The 16383-nt window shown below is 66.2% G+C and carries 14 protein-coding genes; 7 read left to right on the top strand and 7 right to left on the bottom strand.

Features of this window, described 5'->3' with window-relative positions; all coding sequences use genetic code 11:
- Positions 1–2 precede the first annotated feature (2 nt).
- The 7 genes from CCR94_RS05770 to rsmA all read left to right on the top strand — a co-directional run bounded on the left by CCR94_RS05770 (position 3) and on the right by rsmA (position 9265).
- Positions 3–1391, top strand: a complete 1389-nt coding sequence (locus CCR94_RS05770) for a cryptochrome/photolyase family protein (RefSeq protein WP_206605782.1) — start codon at positions 3–5, stop codon at positions 1389–1391.
- A 171-nt stretch (positions 1392–1562) separates the two neighbouring features.
- Positions 1563–2690: an LPS export ABC transporter permease LptF gene (gene lptF / locus CCR94_RS05765; RefSeq protein ID WP_104506925.1), complete on the top strand. Its 1128-nt coding sequence runs from the start codon at positions 1563–1565 to the stop codon at positions 2688–2690.
- A complete protein-coding gene (gene lptG, locus CCR94_RS05760) occupies positions 2687–3769 on the top strand; it encodes an LPS export ABC transporter permease LptG (RefSeq protein ID WP_104506924.1) in 1083 nt (360 codons plus the stop codon). Before lptF ends, lptG begins: the two co-directional genes overlap by 4 nt.
- Positions 3769–6447, top strand: a complete 2679-nt coding sequence (locus CCR94_RS05755) for an LPS-assembly protein LptD (protein ID WP_244593954.1) — start codon at positions 3769–3771, stop codon at positions 6445–6447. Before lptG ends, CCR94_RS05755 begins: the two co-directional genes overlap by 1 nt.
- 63 nt (positions 6448–6510) lie before the next feature.
- Positions 6511–7404, top strand: a complete 894-nt coding sequence (locus CCR94_RS05750) for a SurA N-terminal domain-containing protein (protein WP_104506923.1) — start codon at positions 6511–6513, stop codon at positions 7402–7404.
- Positions 7401–8405 (top strand): 4-hydroxythreonine-4-phosphate dehydrogenase PdxA, encoded by a 1005-nt coding sequence (gene pdxA, locus CCR94_RS05745; protein ID WP_104506922.1) that lies wholly within the window; start codon positions 7401–7403, stop codon positions 8403–8405. Before CCR94_RS05750 ends, pdxA begins: the two co-directional genes overlap by 4 nt.
- A gap of 8 nt (positions 8406–8413) precedes the next feature.
- Positions 8414–9265, top strand: coding sequence for a 16S rRNA (adenine(1518)-N(6)/adenine(1519)-N(6))-dimethyltransferase RsmA (rsmA, locus tag CCR94_RS05740; RefSeq protein WP_104506931.1), 852 nt, complete (start codon positions 8414–8416; stop codon positions 9263–9265).
- Positions 9266–9273: 8 nt separating this feature from the next.
- Here the strand turns inward: rsmA and CCR94_RS05735 are convergent, their stop codons facing one another.
- The 7 genes from CCR94_RS05735 to fabG all read right to left on the bottom strand — a co-directional run bounded on the left by CCR94_RS05735 (position 9274) and on the right by fabG (position 16371).
- Positions 9274–10257: a hypothetical protein gene (locus CCR94_RS05735; protein ID WP_104506921.1), complete on the bottom strand. Its 984-nt coding sequence runs from the start codon at positions 10255–10257 to the stop codon at positions 9274–9276.
- Between the two features lie 37 nt (positions 10258–10294).
- A complete protein-coding gene (gene gmk / locus CCR94_RS05730; protein ID WP_244593953.1) occupies positions 10295–10933 on the bottom strand; it encodes a guanylate kinase in 639 nt (212 codons plus the stop codon).
- Positions 10934–10976: 43 nt separating this feature from the next.
- Positions 10977–11855, bottom strand: coding sequence for a YicC/YloC family endoribonuclease (locus CCR94_RS05725; RefSeq protein WP_104506920.1), 879 nt, complete (start codon positions 11853–11855; stop codon positions 10977–10979).
- A gap of 101 nt (positions 11856–11956) precedes the next feature.
- The gene (gene mltG, locus CCR94_RS05720; RefSeq protein WP_244593952.1) at positions 11957–13654 is read right to left on the bottom strand and encodes an endolytic transglycosylase MltG; all 1698 of its coding nucleotides are present in this window, start codon (positions 13652–13654) and stop codon (positions 11957–11959) included.
- Between the two features lie 84 nt (positions 13655–13738).
- Positions 13739–15010 carry a beta-ketoacyl-ACP synthase II gene (gene fabF / locus CCR94_RS05715; protein WP_104506929.1) on the bottom strand — a complete coding sequence of 424 codons (1272 nt, stop codon included), beginning with the start codon at positions 15008–15010 and terminating at the stop codon, positions 13739–13741.
- 152 nt (positions 15011–15162) lie between these two features.
- Entirely contained in the window at positions 15163–15405 is a 243-nt protein-coding gene (locus CCR94_RS05710) for an acyl carrier protein (RefSeq protein ID WP_104506918.1), read from the bottom strand.
- A 228-nt stretch (positions 15406–15633) separates the two neighbouring features.
- On the bottom strand, positions 15634–16371 hold the full coding sequence (fabG, locus tag CCR94_RS05705) for a 3-oxoacyl-[acyl-carrier-protein] reductase (RefSeq protein WP_104506917.1): 738 nt from the start codon (positions 16369–16371) through the stop codon (positions 15634–15636).
- Between the last annotated feature and the right edge of the window lie 12 nt (positions 16372–16383).

Below are 16383 nucleotides of genomic sequence, written 5' to 3'. Positions count from 1 at the left end.
TGGTGTGGTTCCGCGAGGATTTGCGCCTCGGCGACAATCCCGCCCTCGCCGCCGCCGCCGCGACCGGCCTGCCCTTGCTGTGCGTCTATATTGACGAAGACGCGCGCGACGGCTTGCGCGCGCTCGGCGGCGCGGCGCGCTGGCGGCTCGACCGCGCGCGCGCCGCGCTCGAAGCCGATCTCGCCCGCTTCCATGGCCGTCTCCATTGTTTTCGCGGCGCCGCCGAGGCCGTCTTGCCGGATCTGGCGCGGGCGGCCAATGTCACCCACCTCCTGTTCAACCGCCGTCACGGCGGGGCCGAACGCGCGGTTGACGCCCGCGTCGCGGAACGGCTTGCCGCCGCGGGCGCGCGGGTCGAAAGTTTTAACGGCGCCCTGCTGGTGGAGCCGGAGCAGATCGCGACGCGGTCGGGCGGCGCCTTCAAGGTGTTCACGCCGTTCTGGCGCGCGGCGCGGGCGCGTCTTGACGCCGCTGAGCCCGTCCCGGCGCCGGAAAAACTGACCTTCGCCGCCCTCCCCGTCGGGACGCCGGCGCTGGCCCCCGCGCGGCCCGGCTGGGCGGAAAACTTTCCCGACCCCGACGCGGGCGAGGCCGGCGCGTTGACACGGTTACGTCACTTCACCGACGAAAAGCTCGATGGTTACGAGACCATGCGCGACCGCATCGATTGCGACGGGACGTCCAACCTGTCCGCCCATCTGCGATTCGGGGAAATCTCGCCGCGTCAGATCGTGGCGGCCTTGCGCGGGCGCCCGGCGGAGAAATTCCTGAGCGAATTGGGCTGGCGGGAGTTTTCCGCGCATCTGCTCCACGCCCGGCCCGACCTGCCCTGGCGCAATTTCAACGCGCGCTTCGACCGCTTCCCCTACCGCTCCGACCCCGAGGCGCTCCTGGCCTGGACGCGCGGGCGCACCGGCTATCCGATCGTGGACGCCGCCATGCGGCATCTGTGGCGCACGGGTCTCATGCCCAATCGCGCCCGCATGATCGTCGCCTCGTTCCTGACCAAACATTTGCTGATCGACTGGCGCGAGGGCGAGTCGTGGTTCTGGGACACGCTGATTGACGCCGATTCCGCCAACAACGCCGCCTCCTGGCAATGGGTGGCCGGAAGCGGCGCCGACGCGGCGCCCTATTTCCGCATCTTCAATCCGGTCTTGCAGGGCGAGAAATTCGACCCCGACGGCGCTTTCGTGCGGACCCATTGCCCCGAACTGGCGCGCCTGCCCAAGCGTTACATTCACCGGCCCTGGAGCGCGCCGGCCGAGGTTCTGGCCGGCGCCGGCGTCGTCCTCGGCCGCGACTGGCCGGCGCCGATCGTCGATCACGACTTCGCGCGCAGGCGGGCGCTGGAGGCCTTCGGCGCGATCGCGGCCTCCTCTGGAGAATGACTTGCGTCAACGCGAACCGGATTGGCGCCGGTTTGACCTGTGCCCCCCGCGCCACAGCGAGTTTTTTTCAAGATAGGCAGGAGCGGCAAGACCATTGTTTAGCTTAATTTGCTGCTACATAAGGCGATGAGCGGAGGTTCGCCCCCCGCCGCCGCCGCCGCCGGAGTGTGAATGAACCTGATCGAGCGCTATATTTTTCGCGTCGCCGCCATGGCCTTCCTCGCCACCCTGGGCGTGCTGACGGCTGTGATCTGGCTTTCGCAGGCGTTGCACGATCTCGACCTGATCACGTCGAAAGGCCAGTCGGCGCTGAGATTCCTCACCATCACCGGCATGTGGATTCCCTCGCTGGTCATGGTGATCGCGCCCATCGCCCTGTTCATCGCCGTGCTGTTCTCGCTCAACCGGCTCAACAGCGACAGCGAACTGGTGGTCACGGCCGCCTCCGGCCTGTCGCCGTTCGGTCTGCTGCGCCCCTACGCGCTGCTGATCGTGATGGTCGCCGGCCTGTGCGCGCTGGTGTCGCTGTGGATCATGCCGGCGAGTTTCAACATCATGCGCAACGCCTGGACCGAGGTGAAGTCCGACTTTCTGACCAAGATCGTGCGGCCCGGCCAGTTCAACTCGCTGGACAGCGGGCTGGTGTTCCATTACCGCGACCGCGGCCCGGGCGGCGAACTGCTGGGCGTGTTCATGCTCGACCGCCGCGACCCCGCGCAGGTGAGCGTCTATCTCGCCGAAAACGGCATCATCACCAAGATCGACGCCCAGTCCTACATCGTGCTGCAGACGGGCACGATCCAGAAGCAGGACAAGGGCTCCATTCCCGCCATGGTGACCTTCGATTCCTATGCGCTGGATCTCTCCAATTTCGAGCCGAAGCTTTACGGCGGCCCGCTGAAGCCCCGTGAGCGCCCCACCTGGGATCTGCTGAACTACGACGTCTCCGACCCCTATACACGCGACAATGTCGGACGTTTCCGCGCCGACTTGCACGAGCGCTTCGTCTCGCCGCTCTATGCGCTGGCCATGGGCATGATCGCCTTCGCGGCGCTGGGGACGCCGCGCACCACGCGGCAGACGCGCGGCCTGGCGCTTGGCGGCGCGACGCTTGCGGCCATCGCGCTGCGCGTCGGCGGCTTCGGCGTCGCCGGGGCGCTGGCGCGCGGCCCGGAGGCCGTCCCCTTCGCCTATGCCCTGCCCCTGCTCGGCGTGGTCGGCGGCGTGCTCTACACCTTCCGTTTCGCGCTGGCGCCGCTGTTTCGCGGCGCGCGCCTTGTTCCGGCGGAGGCGCGATGATCGGCCGCACGCTCGGAATCTATTTCGCCCTGCGCTTCCTGCAGAGCCTGACGGTGATCTTCTTCACCATTTTCGGCCTGATCTACATGGCCGATTTCGTGGAAATGCTGCGCCGCGCCGGCGACGTGCCCAACACGCCGATCGTCATCGTGCTGCTGGTCTGCCTGATGCGCACGCCCTCGATCGCGGAACAGGTGCTGCCCTTCGCCACCTTGTTCGGGGCCATGGCCGCCTTCATCTCGCTCACCCGCAAGCTGGAGCTGGTGGTGGCGCGCGCCGCCGGCGTGTCGGTCTGGCAGTTTCTCGCGCCCCCGGTGATCGCGGCGCTCGGCCTCGGCGTGGTGGTGGTGACCCTGCTCAGCCCCGGCGCGGCGCTGATGAAGAAAGAAGCCGACATCATCGAGGCCGGGATTTTCAAGACACAACTGTCGGCGCAGGATTCCAATCTGTGGATTCGCCAGCGCGGGCGCGACCAGCAATCGATCCTGCGCGCCGACCTCGCCGTCGATTCCGGCTTGCGCCTGTCGGGCGTCACTGTTTATGTCTTTGACTTGAAGGGACGATTCGTCGAAAGGGTGGACGCCGCCGAAGGCCGGCTGCTCCCCGGCGAATGGGAATTGAAGTCGGCCTTGGTCACCGCGCCGGCGGTCGATCCGAGGCAGATGGAAATTTACCATCTTGGGACTAATCTTCTGCCCGCCCAGGTGGCGCAGAGTTTCGTGGCGCCGGAGACCGTGCCATTCTGGTCGCTGCCGCGACTGGCTGAGGACACGGAGTCGGTGGGGTTGGATTCGGTGGGGTATCGTTTGCGTTTTCAACAGCTTCTTGCCCTTCCCACGCTGCTGGCGGCCATGGTGCTGATCGCGGCCTGCTTCTCTTTGAAACTGTCCCGCATGGGCGGGGTTGGGCTTATGGTTTTGGGTGGCGTCGGCTCCGGCTTCGTGCTTTATGTGGCGTCGAAACTGATCTCGGATCTGGGAGGCGCGGGCATGCTCAGCGCGCCAGTGGCTGCCTGGTCTCCGGCGATTGTGGCCAATTTGTTGGGTGGATTGACTCTCTTGAACCGCGAGGACGGCTGATGGCCAACACCGCCTTCGGCCCAAATTCGGCCCTGGGGCTCATGACGACCCGGGGCGTTTCCGGGCGCGTTTCTCCCCGCGTTTCTCCCTTCATTTCCTGGCTCGCGCTGGGGCTGGCGCTGGGCGGAGCGCTGTTCGCGCCCTGGTCGGCGGCGCGCGCGGAGACCCTCAACGACAGATTCGCCGCCGCCAACAGCGGCGACAAAACGCCGATGAATGTCGATGCCGACAAGGTCACCTATAACGACCACGAGCACACCGTGGTCGCCACCGGCGACGTGCAGATCTATTACAAGAAGAAGATTCTGGAGGCCGACAAGGTCACCTATTTCCGCGACAGCGGGCAGGTTCTGGCCGAGGGTTCGGTCAAGCTCACCGATTCCGACGGCTCGGTCACCCATGCCGACAAGATGGAGTTGTCGGGCGATTTCAAGCGCGGTTTCGTCGATTCAGCGCGGTCCGACAGCAAGGACCGCACCCATATGACGGCGACGCGGACGGAAAAACTCGACGAAGAGACCACCGTGTTCGAGAAGGGCGCCTACACCGCCTGCGACACCTGCGCCGAGCATCCCGACCGCGCCCCGGTCTGGCGCCTGCGCGCGCGAAAAATCATCCACAAGAACGCCGAGCAGCGCCTCTATTACGAAAACGCCACCTTCGAACTGTTCGGCCTGCCGATCGTCTGGTTCCCGTTCCTGTCGACGCCCGATCCGAGCGTGCCGCGCGCCTCGGGCTTCCTCGCGCCGCACCTGTCCTATAACGCGACCACCACCGGCTTTGGCGTCGGGCAGCCCTATTTCTATGTAATCTCGCCCGACAAGGACGTGACGGTCACCCCCTATTACTACGCCAACCAGGGTTTTCGCGGCGACGTCGAGTACCGGCAGCGGCTCGACAACGGCTATTTCACGCTCGACCTCACCGGCATTCACCAGAACAACCCGTCGGCCTTCGCCGGTTGGCCCTATGGCGCCGAAAAAACGCGCGCCGATCGCGGCATGGTCCAGTCCCAGGGGACGATCTGGCTGAACCAGAGCTGGAAGTTCGGCTGGGACATCGCCCGCGCCTCCGACAAATGGTTCAACAACGACTATCAGGTTGGCAACAACACTCTGAACGGCAATTACTTCCGCGAGAATTCGTCCACGGTCTATATCACCGGCCAGGGCGACCGCGGCTATTTCGACTTGCGCGGCTATTCGTTCCAGGGTCTCGCCAACACCGACTACCAGCCGCAACTCGCCGCCGTCTGGCCGATGCTGGACTACAACAAGACCATCTCGCTCGATCCGGCCAAGACCTTTGGCATCGGCGGCGAGATCGAGATCGACGCGAATTATACCCGCTCGACCGCCACGCTCGCCTCCTACCAGCAGATCGGCTCGTATCAGTACGATTCCCGATATGGCATGTTCTCGGTCTGCCGCGCCACCGCGACCAATCCCAACGCCTACAGCCAGTCCAACTGCCTGTTGCGCGGCATTGGCGGCGAATATGACAGCGCCACGATTCAGCTGTCCTGGAAACGCAAGTTCATCGATCCGCTCGGCGAGGTCTGGACGCCCTTCACCTTTGCACGCGCAAACCTCAATTATCTGAATGCGAACGTGAACGGCTCGACGAGCTTTTCGCGATCTTACGTTGACGCGTCCGGCGATACGCAAACGATCACGGACACGGTCAGCAACGCCAACCAGGCGAATTTCCTGAGCCACAACGACAAGTTCGGCGGCTATATCACGCCGGGCGTCGGCCTGGAATGGCGCTATCCCCTGCTGTCGAAGACGCCGATCGGCGACATGGTGATCGAGCCGATCGCCCAGATCATCGCGCGGCCCAACGGCCAGGCGACCAACAACATGGTCAATCTCGACGCGCAGAGTCTGGTGTTCGACGACAGCAATCTGTTCGAATGGAACAAATATTCCGGCTATGACCGGTTCGAGACCGGCGTGCGCGCCAATTACGGCGCCCAGTTCACCTATGACCTGCATGAATACGGTTCGGCCAGCGCGCTGGTCGGCCAGTCGGCGCAGGTCGCGGGCGTGAATTCCTACGCCACGCCCGACGCCGCCAATATCGGCCTCAGTTCCGGGCTCGACAAGCCGCTGTCCGATTACGTGACCCGCCTCGCCTATGCGCCTTCAGCCAATTACAGCTTCATCGCCAAGACCCGGTTCGATCAGAGCGACTGGTCCATGCGCCGTATTGACGTCCAGGCGCGCGCCAAATACGGACCGCTGGCCTTTGGCGTGAACTACGCCAATTACGTGGCGCAGCCGCTGATCGGCTATAACGAGCGCCGCGAAGGCCTGGGGCTGACCTCGCGCTACGACATGTTCCAGAATTATTTCGTCCAGGGCGACATCACCTGGGATCTCGGCCGGCACAATTACGACGACGTGACCTACGTCATCGGAAACAAGACCTATTATGCCCCGTCCGCGCCGCTGTTCGCCATCGCCTCCTGGGGCGCCGGCATCGGCTACCAGGATGAATGCCTGAAACTCGGTCTGAACTATCGCGACTCGATTTCGGACGGTTACGGCTATCCGCCGAACTACAACCGCAACAAGTCGGTGCTGTTCACCCTCGAATTGCGCACGCTGGGCGACATCAGGGCGCCGTTCTCGCTGACGCCCTCGGTGATCCAGGACGGCGTGCGCACCAATTGATTTTTCCGCCCTGGCCTGAAATGAAAGGCGCGGCGGAAAAATCGCATTTGCATGGTTAAGACAATGGCGCGTTTCAAAGTGTTCGGCGGCGTGATGCTCGCTTTCCTGGCTGGTTCGCTCCCGGCGCCGGCCCAATCCATCTTGGCGACCATCAACGGCGATCCCGTCACCACTCTGGATCTGGAGCAGCGCGAAAAGCTGTTGCGCGCCCTTGGCCTGCCGTCGTCGGGGTCGGATGCGATGGAGAGCCTGATCAAGTCGCGCGTCGAGGCCGATGAGATCAACAAATACGGCATCAGGGTCAAGAGCGACGAACTCGGCCCGACCTATTACTATTTCGCCGAGCGCGCCAAGACCACGGCGCAGGCGCTGCAGCAGCGCCTCGCCCATTCCGGCGCCGACGCCAAGCACGTCGAGAATTTCCTTCAGATCCACCAGGCCTTCACCATCTACGCCCGCGCCCGCAATCGCGCCGTCGAGGTGAGCGAGAAGGACATCGACGCCGAACTCGCCCGCGATCCCAAATTGGCGGGCGAGATGAGCTACACCATCCGCCAGGTGGTGGTGACCGTTCCGCCACAGGCGGGCGCGGCCGGTCTGCAACAGGCCGCCAAGGAAATGGAGGGCCTTCGCGCCCGCTTCACAGATTGCGCCTCCGGCGTGACAATGGCCACCGCCTCGCCCAATGTGGTGGTGCGCGAACCGGTGACCCGCACCACCTCCGCCCTTGGCGACCAGCTCGCCGATCTGCTCAACAAGACGCCCGTCGGCCACCTCACCGGCCCGAGCCGGGATTCCGCCGGATTGGTGGCGCTGGCCCTGTGCGAGCGCAGCAAGGCCAAGTCCGACGCGGCCCGCGACCAGGCCTCGCAGCGCATCCTCGCCCGAAAGATCGCGGATGACGCCGAAAAGCTCTACAAGGAGTTGCGCGCCACGGCGGTCGTCGTCAAAAAATGACGGGCGCCGCGCCGCTCTGCCTGACCCAGGGCGATCCGTCGGGCATAGGCCCCGATCTCGCCCTGACGCTTTACGCGAGCGGCGTCGCCCTGCCGCCCTTCTTTGTTCTGGCCGATCTCGAACTTTTGCGGCGCCGCGCCGCCTTGCTCGGCCTCGATGTCGCCATCGCCGAATGCGCGCCGGAACAGGCGGGCGCAATGTTTCCCCGCGCCCTGCCCGTCGTTCCCCTACTTCATCATGCGCGCGGCGTTCCCGGCGCTCCCGACCCCGCCGACGCGCCCGCCACGGTCGAGGCGATCGAGCGGGCGGTGGAGTTTCTCAGCGCGGGGCGCGCCCGCGCCATGGTCACCAACCCTATCGCCAAATCCGTGCTCTACGCCAGCGGCTTCGCGCATCCCGGCCATACCGAATTCCTGGGCCAGCTGGCAGAGGCGAAATTCGGCGAGACCTGCCGGCCGGTGATGATGATCTGGTCGCGCGAACTCGCCGTGGTCCCCGCCACGATTCACATTCCGCTGAGCGCAGTCGCGTCCGCCCTGCGCGAAAACGACCTCGTGGAGATCGGCGGCATCGTCGCCGCGGCGCTGGCGCGCGATTTCGGCATTGTCGCCCCCCGCCTCGCCTTCTGCGGCCTCAATCCCCATGCCGGCGAGGACGGGGCCATGGGCCGCGAGGACATCGACATCGTCGCGCCGGCGGTGCGAAAACTCGTGGCGCAAGGCATCGCCGCGACCGGCCCGCTGCCCGCCGACACTTTGTTTCACGCGCAGGCGCGGACAAGCTATGACGCGGTCGTCGGCATGTACCACGATCAGGTTCTCATTCCGGCCAAAACCCTGGCTTTCGACACCGGCGTCAATGTCACGCTGGGATTGCCGTTCATCCGCACCTCGCCCGATCACGGCACGGCCTTCGCGCTGGCCGGAACCGGCCGGGCGCGGACCTCCAGCCTCGCCGAAGCGATCTTTCTCGCCGACCGTATGGCGCGGCGGCGCGCATGAGCGAGCGGATGAGCGAGTCCTTGCCGCCGCTGCGCGAAGTGGTCGCGAAATACGAGTTGAACGCGAAAAAGTCGCTCGGCCAGAATTTTCTGTTCGACCTCAATCTCACCGGCCGCATCGCCCGCGCCGCCGGGCCGCTGGATGAGGCGACGGTGATCGAGATCGGCCCCGGCCCCGGCGGCCTCACCCGCGCCCTGCTCGCCCATGGCGCGAAAAGGGTGATCGCGGTGGAGCGCGACGACCGCTGCCTCGCCGCGCTTGAGGAAGTGTCCGCCGCCTTTCCCGACCGGCTAGAACTCGTACCGGGCGACGCGCTGGCGCTGGACTACCCCGCTTTTCTGGCCGAACGCGGCGTCAGCGGTCCGGTGCGCATCTGCGCCAACCTGCCCTACAATATCGGCACGCCCTTGCTGGTCGGTTGGCTGACGCAGCAAGTCTGGCCGCCGTTTTACGACCGCATGGTGTTGATGTTCCAGCGCGAAGTGGCGGAGCGCATCGTCGCCGGGCCGGAGCGGCGCGCCGATTACGGGCGCCTGGGCGTGCTCGCCAACTGGCGCTGCGAGACGCGCATTCTGTTCGACGTGCCGCCCGCCGCCTTCACGCCGCCGCCGAAGGTGACGTCCTCGGTCGTTGAGTTGCGCCCTCGTGAAAAGCCGCTGGACTGCGACGCGGCGGCGCTGGAGCGCGTGACCGCCGCCGCCTTCGGGCAGCGGCGCAAAATGCTGCGTCAGGCGCTGAAAGGGCTAGGGGTTGACCCGCTCGCCCTGCTGGAGGCCGCCGGAATCGAGCCGACCCGGCGGGCCGAGGAAGTCCCGGTGGAGGGGTTTGTCGCGCTGGCGCGGGCCTTGCCGCCGCCGTGAGTCGCGCGTCAGGCGGACTCGACCAGTTCCGCCAACCGGCCGACGAGCAGCCGCTCCCAGAGGTGCCCGGCGGCCGAACTGAAGTGATTGGCGTGGAACCAGACGAATTCCGGGTAGGGGCGCGGCGTCAGCACGACCCGCGTCCGCACCCCGTTGATCACCTGTTCGCTCTCCTCGAAGCTGGGATGAGCGCCATTGACCGCGAACAGAACCGCCGGCCTGCCGCCGCGAAACGCGCCGATGGCCTCCGCAAGGCCCGCGACGAGGTCCGGCCGGTGCGGGTTTTCCGAATAGAAGAAGCAGACGCAGCGTTCGGCCTGAACCGCCTCGCGAAAGGCGGCGATCCGGCGATGATAGCGCTCCGTGAACTTGCGAAAGTCGTTCTGCGCCCATTCGGGGCCAAACTCATGGTTCCAGAACACGCCATCGGCCTCGTTGACCGGGTAATGTAAATCCTCGCGATAAACGATGCCGGACGTGTCGAGATAGCTGGAAAAATTCGTCTGCAAATGTTTGAGAACGGATGCGCCGGCGTGGACCGCGAGGTCGAACGGCATGGTCGGTTCGCCCATCACCCGTGACGGCTTGAACCCCCATTTGGTGGAGAGCGTGCGCGGCAGGCAACTCTCGCCGATGGAGACGATCCGGGGGCCACCCTCGCGCATGTGCCTGATCATGCGATGAATCGTCATGTCGGCGATATAGGTCATCACCTGGAAATCGCTGTCGCCGGAGCGTGCGACGGCCGCTTCGAAGCGCCGGCGGATGCTGGCGATGTCGGCGTGCGAGAGATGCAGCTTGTAGGAACTGTACCAGTTGGCCAGTTCCGGCGACACGCTGTCCGGCGCGCGCACAACGCCGTCGAATTCGTCGGCGTCGCCGCCGGCCTTCCAGGCGAGATATTGGCGCGACAAGCGGTCGAACAGCGCCAGGGTGCGGATCGGCGCCGGGGCGCTGGCGGTCAGAAGATCATCGGAGATGTCTGCGAACATTCGCCCACCTTACCACCGCCCAAGGTCAAGGCAACGCTCACCCCGGCTCCGCCAGCAACGTCGTGACGAATTCGCCCATGCCCGCCGCGATGCGCGGGCGGCGCTGGCGCTCGGCGCGCACGATGGCCGCGAGATCGTCGAAGGTCTGCTGGATGTCGTCGTTGATCAGCACGTAATCGTAATCGGTCCAGCGGCCGATCTCGTGGCGGGCGGCGGCGAGGCGCTTCTCGATGGTCTCGCTGTCGTCCTCGGCGCGGCGCTCCAGCCGGGCGCGCAATTCGCGGATCGACGGCGGCAGGATGAAAATCGTCACCACGTCGCGCGGCGCCTTTTCGCGGACCTGGCGCGCGCCCTGGTAATCGATGTCGAACAGCACGTCGCGGCCCTGTGACAGCCGCTCCTCCACCCATTTGCGCGGCGTGCCGTAGAAATTGCCGTGGACCTCGGCATGTTCGAGCAGGTCGCCGGACTCGCGCAGGCGGCGGAACTCGTCCTCGGCGATGAAATGATAGTGAATCCCGTCGGCCTCGCTGGTGCGGCGTTTGCGCGTCGTCACCGAGATCGAAAGTTTCAGATCAAGCTCCGGCCGCTGCAACAGCATGCGAGTCAGGGTGGTCTTGCCCGCGCCCGACGGCGAGGACAGGATCAGCATCAATCCGCGGCGCGGCCCGTTCATGAAACCCTCTTTTTTTTTGACAGACGCCCGGCTGGCGCCGGACTCACTCGATATTCTGCGCCTGTTCGCGCAATTGTTCGACTTCGACCTTGAGATCCAGGCCTATGGCGGTGAGCGCGGGATCGTTGGATTTGGCGCAGAGGGTGTTGGATTCGCGCCCGAATTCCTGGGCGAGAAAATCCAGGCGGCGGCCGATCGCGCCGCCGCCGGCCAGCAGTTTTCGCGCCGCCGCGACATGGGAATAGAGCCGGTCCAGCTCCTCGCGTATGTCGGCCTTGGCGGCGAGCAGGATCGCCTCCTGGTGCAGGCGCGCCTCGTCGAACCGCCCGATTTCGCTCAATTGCGCAATCGCGGCGCGCAGTTTTTCCCGCACGACGTCGGGCTTGCGGGCCGGGCAGGCGTCGGCGGCGCCGGTCAGGCGCTCGATGGCGTCGAGCCGTTGCGCGAAGATGGTCTGAAGCGCCGCGCCCTCGGCCACGCGCATGGCGGACAAATCGGCCAGCGCGGCTTCCAGGCCCCGCAGCATCGCCGCCTGCGCCTCGCCCTGCGCGGAATCGTCCTCGCCTTCGCCGGTCTCGATCACGCCGCGCAACGCCAGCAGGCCGTCGAGCGTCGCCGGCCCGACATTTCCGCGCGGCAGGGTCGAGACCAACTCCAGCAGTTGCGTCAAAAGCTCGCGGTTGATGCGTGGCGCGCTGGCGACGCTCTCCCGCGTGATCGAGAGATTGGCCTGGCAGGCGCCGCGAGTCACGACTTTCGCGATCAGGCCGCGCGACGGCAGGTCGAGCGCGTCAAACCCCGGCGGCAGCCGCAGCCTCAGGTCGAGTCCCTTGGAATTGACCGTCTTGATTTCCCAGGTCCAGCGGAACGGCGCGGCGTGGCCGGATTGGCGGGCGAAGCCGGTCATGCTGGCGAGGGTCATGGAGTGTCCGGGATTGGAGAGGCGTCGCGCCTGCCATAATGCAGGTGGGCGGCGAAATAAACCCGCCGCGTCCAGCAAACCCTTTTATTATGCCCGAGGGTTTATTTCCCGGCCTTGCCGAACGGCGAACTGGTGTCCACCGTCTTGGCGCTGTTGAGATCCCAGCTCTTGTCGAGCAGCGGGTCGAGCGCCGTGCCGGCGGAGGCGTCGTAGACGCGCGGCTTGCCATTGGGCGCCATGGCGCCGGCCTGCGGCGCCGGCGAAAACGCCATGGAGCCGTCAACCGGTTCGGCCGCTCCGTCAAGCAGATTGGCCGCGGTGCGCCGGGACGCGGCGCCAGCCGAGCTGAGTTCCTCCGCCGGCCCGTCGAGCAGGTTTTCCGCCTTGGTGACGCCGCCCATCTGGGCGTCGGCGTAGCTGTCATCGCCGGATTCGATGCGCGGCGCCACGCCATGCGCCAAGGCGAGTTCGCCAACGCGCCGGGGCGCGGGCGGCGCGTTCGGCAAGCCGGGCGCCAGACGGGCCAGCGCGGCCGCCTCGCGGCGCAGGCTGGGCGCCGGCAGGCGCGTGTCCGCCAGGCCGGTCGCCGGAGCGCCATAGGGCGAGCGATAAATTTCGCCGCGCTCGTCGCGCTTGTGGTTCGGGTCCAACTGCCGCCAGCGCTGCACGTTCTTGTTGTGGACGTCGAGCGTCTCGGCGAAGACATGGCCGCCGGTTCCGTCGGCGACGAAGTAAAGGTCGGCCGTGCGCGAGGGATTGGCGACCGCCTCCAGCGCCGCGCGGCCGGGATTGGCGATCGGGCCGGGCGGCAGGCCGTCGATGACGTAGGTGTTGTAGGGCGTGCGCGATTCGAGGTCGTCGCGGGTCAGCGTGCGGCCGAGCGGCCCCTGCCCGGCGACGAGGCCATAGACCACGGTCGGGTCCGATTGCAGCCGCATGTGCTTGCGCAGGCGGTTGAGGAAGACCGAGGCCACGCGCGGGCGCTCGTCGGCGCGTCCCGTCTCCTTTTCGACGATCGAGGCCAGCGTCACCATGTCGGTCGGCGAAGTCAGCGGCAGGTCGGAATTGCGGCGCCGCCAGATCTCCTCCACCAGCGCCTTGTGGTCGCGCGCCATCTTCTGCAACAATTTGTCGCGGGTGTCGCCGCGCTGGAACTTGTAGGTTTCCGGCAGCAGCGCGCCCTCGCGCGGAATTTCGCGGATGTCGCCGGCCAGCGAGTCGTCGCCGCGCACCTTGTCGACGATCTGCTGGCTGGTCAGGCCCTCGGGAATGGTCAGCGTGTGCAGGATGGCGCGGCCCTGCACGATGGCGTCGATGGCCTCCTGGAGCGAACCGCCCTGCCTGAACAGGTATTCGCCGGCCTTGAGCTTGCCGCGCAGGCCCTCGATCGACAGCACGATGGCGAAGGACAGCCGGCTGTCGATCACGCCCTGGTCGACCAGGATCTGCGAGATCTCGTCGGCGTCGGCGCCTTGCGGGATCACCACCACCCGGTCCGCCGTAAGCGGCCCCGGCGACCGCGCGCCGCGGCTGGCCATCACCACGCCCAGTCCGGCGATCACGGCGGCGACCAGCAGGAAGGTCATCACCCCGGAAATCGCCGCCAGCATGCCGGAGCGCTTCTTCTTCCTCGGCGGCGGCGGGGCGCTGTCGGGCCTTGCCGCATTGGAGCCTGGCGTTGCGCTCGAACCCCGCGCGATGCGGCGCGCGGCGGAATCCTGACTCGAGCGGCGCGAGACCGGGCCGAAGCTGTCGTCGGCCGGCTTATCCTCGCCCGTGGGTTCAACGTTTTCGCTCATTCCGAACCATCACCACTGCTACCGACCATTTGGCCGGCAGCTTAGCACAGTCAATGGTTAATGTGGCGAAAACGAGGGGACGTCTCAACCTTCGAAACGTCTCAACACCAGCGAGGCGTTTGTGCCGCCGAAGCCGAAGCTGTTCGACAGGGCGACGTCGATCTTGCGCTTGCGCGGCGTGTGCGGCACGAGGTCGATCGCCGTCTCGAACGCGGGATTGTCGAGATTGAGCGTCGCCGGCGCTATCTGGTCGCGGATCGCCAGAACGGAGAAAATCGCCTCCACCGCGCCGGCCGCGCCGAGCAAATGGCCGACCGAACTCTTGGTCGAGGACATGGAAATGGTGGCGGCGGCTTCGCCGACCACGCGCTCGACCGCGCGCAACTCGATGCCGTCGGCCATGGTCGAGGTGCCGTGGGCGTTGACATAATCGATGTCGGCGGGGGTGAGTCCCGCGCGCTTCAGGGCGGCCCGCATGCAGCGATAGGCGCCGTCGCCGTCTTCCGCCGGGGCGGTGATGTGATAGGCGTCGCCGGACATGCCGTAGCCGATGACTTCGGCGTAAATCCGCGCGCCGCGCCGCTGGGCGTGCTCCATTTCCTCCAGCACCACGCAGCCGGCGCCCTCGCCCATGACGAAACCGTCGCGGTCGCGGTCATAGGGGCGCGAGGCCGCCGTGGGATTGTCGTTGAAGGCGGTGGCCAGAGCCTTGCAGGCGCAGAACCCGGCGATGCCGATGCGGTTGAGCGCCGATTCGGCGCCGCCCGCCACCATCACCTCGGCGTCGCCGAGCATGATCAGGCGCGCGGCGTCGCCGATGGCGTGGGTGCCGGTCGAGCAGGCCGTGACGACGGCGTGATTCGGGCCTTTCAACTGATGTTCGATCGAGACATGGCCGCCGATCAGATTGATCAGGCGTCCAGGCACGAAGAACGGCGACACGCGGCGCGGGCCCTTCTCCTGCAACAGCAGCGAGGTCTCGTTGATGCCGCCCAGGCCGCCGATGCCGGAGCCGATCAGCACGCCGGTCTCGATCTGGTCCTGATAGGTTTTCGGCGCCCAGTCGGCGTCTTTCAACGCCTGGCGGGCGGCGGCGACGCCGAAGATGATGAAATCATCGACCTTGCGCTGTTCCTTGGGCTCCATCCACTCGTCGGCGTTGAACGCGTCCGAGTTGGCCTTGGCCCGGCCTGGGCGCGGCACCTGCATCGCCACCTGGCACGCAAGATCGGAGGCCTCGAACCCCTCGATCCTGGCGGCGCCGCTCTCGCCGGCCAGCAGGCGCTTCCAGCTTTGCTCCACGCCGCAGGCCAGCGGCGAAACCATGCCCAATCCCGTAACGACGACCCTGCGCATTGCTCCCTCGGAATCTCTGATCCGCCGCGTCACAGCGCAGGCGAAAGCGGCGTCGGACGCCATTCGCGCGCGAGCGGTTCGGCCGTCGCGCGCGAGTTGTACCTTAGCGAGGCGTCAACCCAATCAGGGCCTTGCCGCTCAGGCCTTGCCCGTCAGGCTTTGGCGGTGGCCTTTTCCAGGAACTTCACCGCATCGCCGACGGTCACGATGCCCTCGGCCGATTCGTCGGGAATTTCCACGCCGAATTCTTCCTCGAAGGCCATGACCAGTTCGACGGTGTCGAGCGAGTCCGCGCCCAGGTCGTCGATGAAATTGGCGCTGTCGATCACCTTGTCGGCGTCAACGCCGAGGTGTTCGATGACAATCTTTTTCACGCGCTCGGCGACATCGCTCATTTTTAGCTTCCCTGTTTACTCTTTGGCTTGGGTCGCGCCGGGTAATCAAGCCAGGCGCGGGGACGGACGGGTTCTTGGACGCGATTCGCGGGCGGCCGAACAGTTTTGGCGGCTGGACGCTGTTTCACGCTGGAACGCACAAACCGAGGCTTGCTAACATACTTCCGCTCGGATTGCGAGGCCCCTTCCCCCGTTTGACGCCGCAGCGACGGCTGCGGCGCAACTCTTTCAAATCATGGCCATTCCGCCGTTGACATGCAGCGTCTGGCCGGTGACGTAGCCGGCCTCCTCGCTCGCCAGATAGACGCAGGCCGAGGCGATGTCGTCGCCCTTGCCCATTTCGCCCTTGGGAATCGCTCCGAGGATCGACTCCTTATGCTTGTCGTTGAGGACATCCGTCATCGGGCTGGCGATGAAGCCGGGCGCCACGCAATTGACGGTGATGCCGCGCGCGGCGATCTCGGCGGCCAGCGCCTTGCTCATGCCGATCAGCCCGGCTTTCGAGGCGCAGTAATTGGCCTGTCCGGGGTTGCCGGTGACGCCGACCACCGAGGTGATGTTGATGATGCGGCCGAAGCGGCGCTTCATCATGCCCTTGACCGCCGCGCGGCACAGGCGGAAGGCCGATTCGAGGTTGACGGTGAGGACGGTCGACCAGTCGTCGTCCTTCATGCGCATGAACAGGCCGTCGCGCGTCACCCCGGCGTTGTTCACCAGAATGTCGATCGGACCCGCCGCCGCCTCGGCCTCGGGGATCAGTTTTTCCACGCTGGCGCTGTCGGAAAGATTGCAGGGGACGACGAAGGCGCCCGCGCCCAACTCGGCGGCCAGCGCGTCCAGCGCCTCGCGACGGGTGCCCGACAGCACGACTTTCGCCCCTTGCTTGTGCAGCGCGCGGGCGATCGCCGCGCCGAGGCCGCCGCTGGCGCCGGTGACCAGAGCGACCCGATTGTTCAAGTCAAACATAAGAAACTCTCC

Source organism: Rhodoblastus sphagnicola (genome assembly GCF_002937075.1).
Taxonomy (GTDB): domain Bacteria; phylum Pseudomonadota; class Alphaproteobacteria; order Rhizobiales; family Beijerinckiaceae; genus Rhodoblastus; species Rhodoblastus sphagnicola.
The sequence above is the reverse complement of the archived record's forward strand: the minus strand, read 5'-3'. Positions and strand labels throughout refer to the sequence as shown.

What these genes read in the sequence shown, in the direction of transcription:
- CCR94_RS05710 (WP_104506918.1), bottom strand. Translation starts at nt 15,405, where the DNA reads ATGAGCGATGTCGCCGAGCGCGTGAAAAAGATTGTCATCGAACACCTC.
- fabG (WP_104506917.1), bottom strand. Translation starts at nt 16,371, where the DNA reads ATGTTTGACTTGAACAATCGGGTCGCTCTGGTCACCGGCGCCAGCGGC.
- CCR94_RS05725 (WP_104506920.1), bottom strand. Translation starts at nt 11,855, where the DNA reads ATGACCCTCGCCAGCATGACCGGCTTCGCCCGCCAATCCGGCCACGCC.
- lptF (WP_104506925.1), top strand. Translation starts at nt 1,563, where the DNA reads ATGAACCTGATCGAGCGCTATATTTTTCGCGTCGCCGCCATGGCCTTC.
- CCR94_RS05750 (WP_104506923.1), top strand. Translation starts at nt 6,511, where the DNA reads ATGGCGCGTTTCAAAGTGTTCGGCGGCGTGATGCTCGCTTTCCTGGCT.
- lptG (WP_104506924.1), top strand. Translation starts at nt 2,687, where the DNA reads ATGATCGGCCGCACGCTCGGAATCTATTTCGCCCTGCGCTTCCTGCAG.
- fabF (WP_104506929.1), bottom strand. Translation starts at nt 15,010, where the DNA reads ATGCGCAGGGTCGTCGTTACGGGATTGGGCATGGTTTCGCCGCTGGCC.
- rsmA (WP_104506931.1), top strand. Translation starts at nt 8,414, where the DNA reads ATGAGCGAGTCCTTGCCGCCGCTGCGCGAAGTGGTCGCGAAATACGAG.
- CCR94_RS05735 (WP_104506921.1), bottom strand. Translation starts at nt 10,257, where the DNA reads ATGTTCGCAGACATCTCCGATGATCTTCTGACCGCCAGCGCCCCGGCG.
- gmk (WP_244593953.1), bottom strand. Translation starts at nt 10,933, where the DNA reads ATGAACGGGCCGCGCCGCGGATTGATGCTGATCCTGTCCTCGCCGTCG.
- mltG (WP_244593952.1), bottom strand. Translation starts at nt 13,654, where the DNA reads ATGAGCGAAAACGTTGAACCCACGGGCGAGGATAAGCCGGCCGACGAC.
- pdxA (WP_104506922.1), top strand. Translation starts at nt 7,401, where the DNA reads ATGACGGGCGCCGCGCCGCTCTGCCTGACCCAGGGCGATCCGTCGGGC.
- CCR94_RS05755 (WP_244593954.1), top strand. Translation starts at nt 3,769, where the DNA reads ATGGCCAACACCGCCTTCGGCCCAAATTCGGCCCTGGGGCTCATGACG.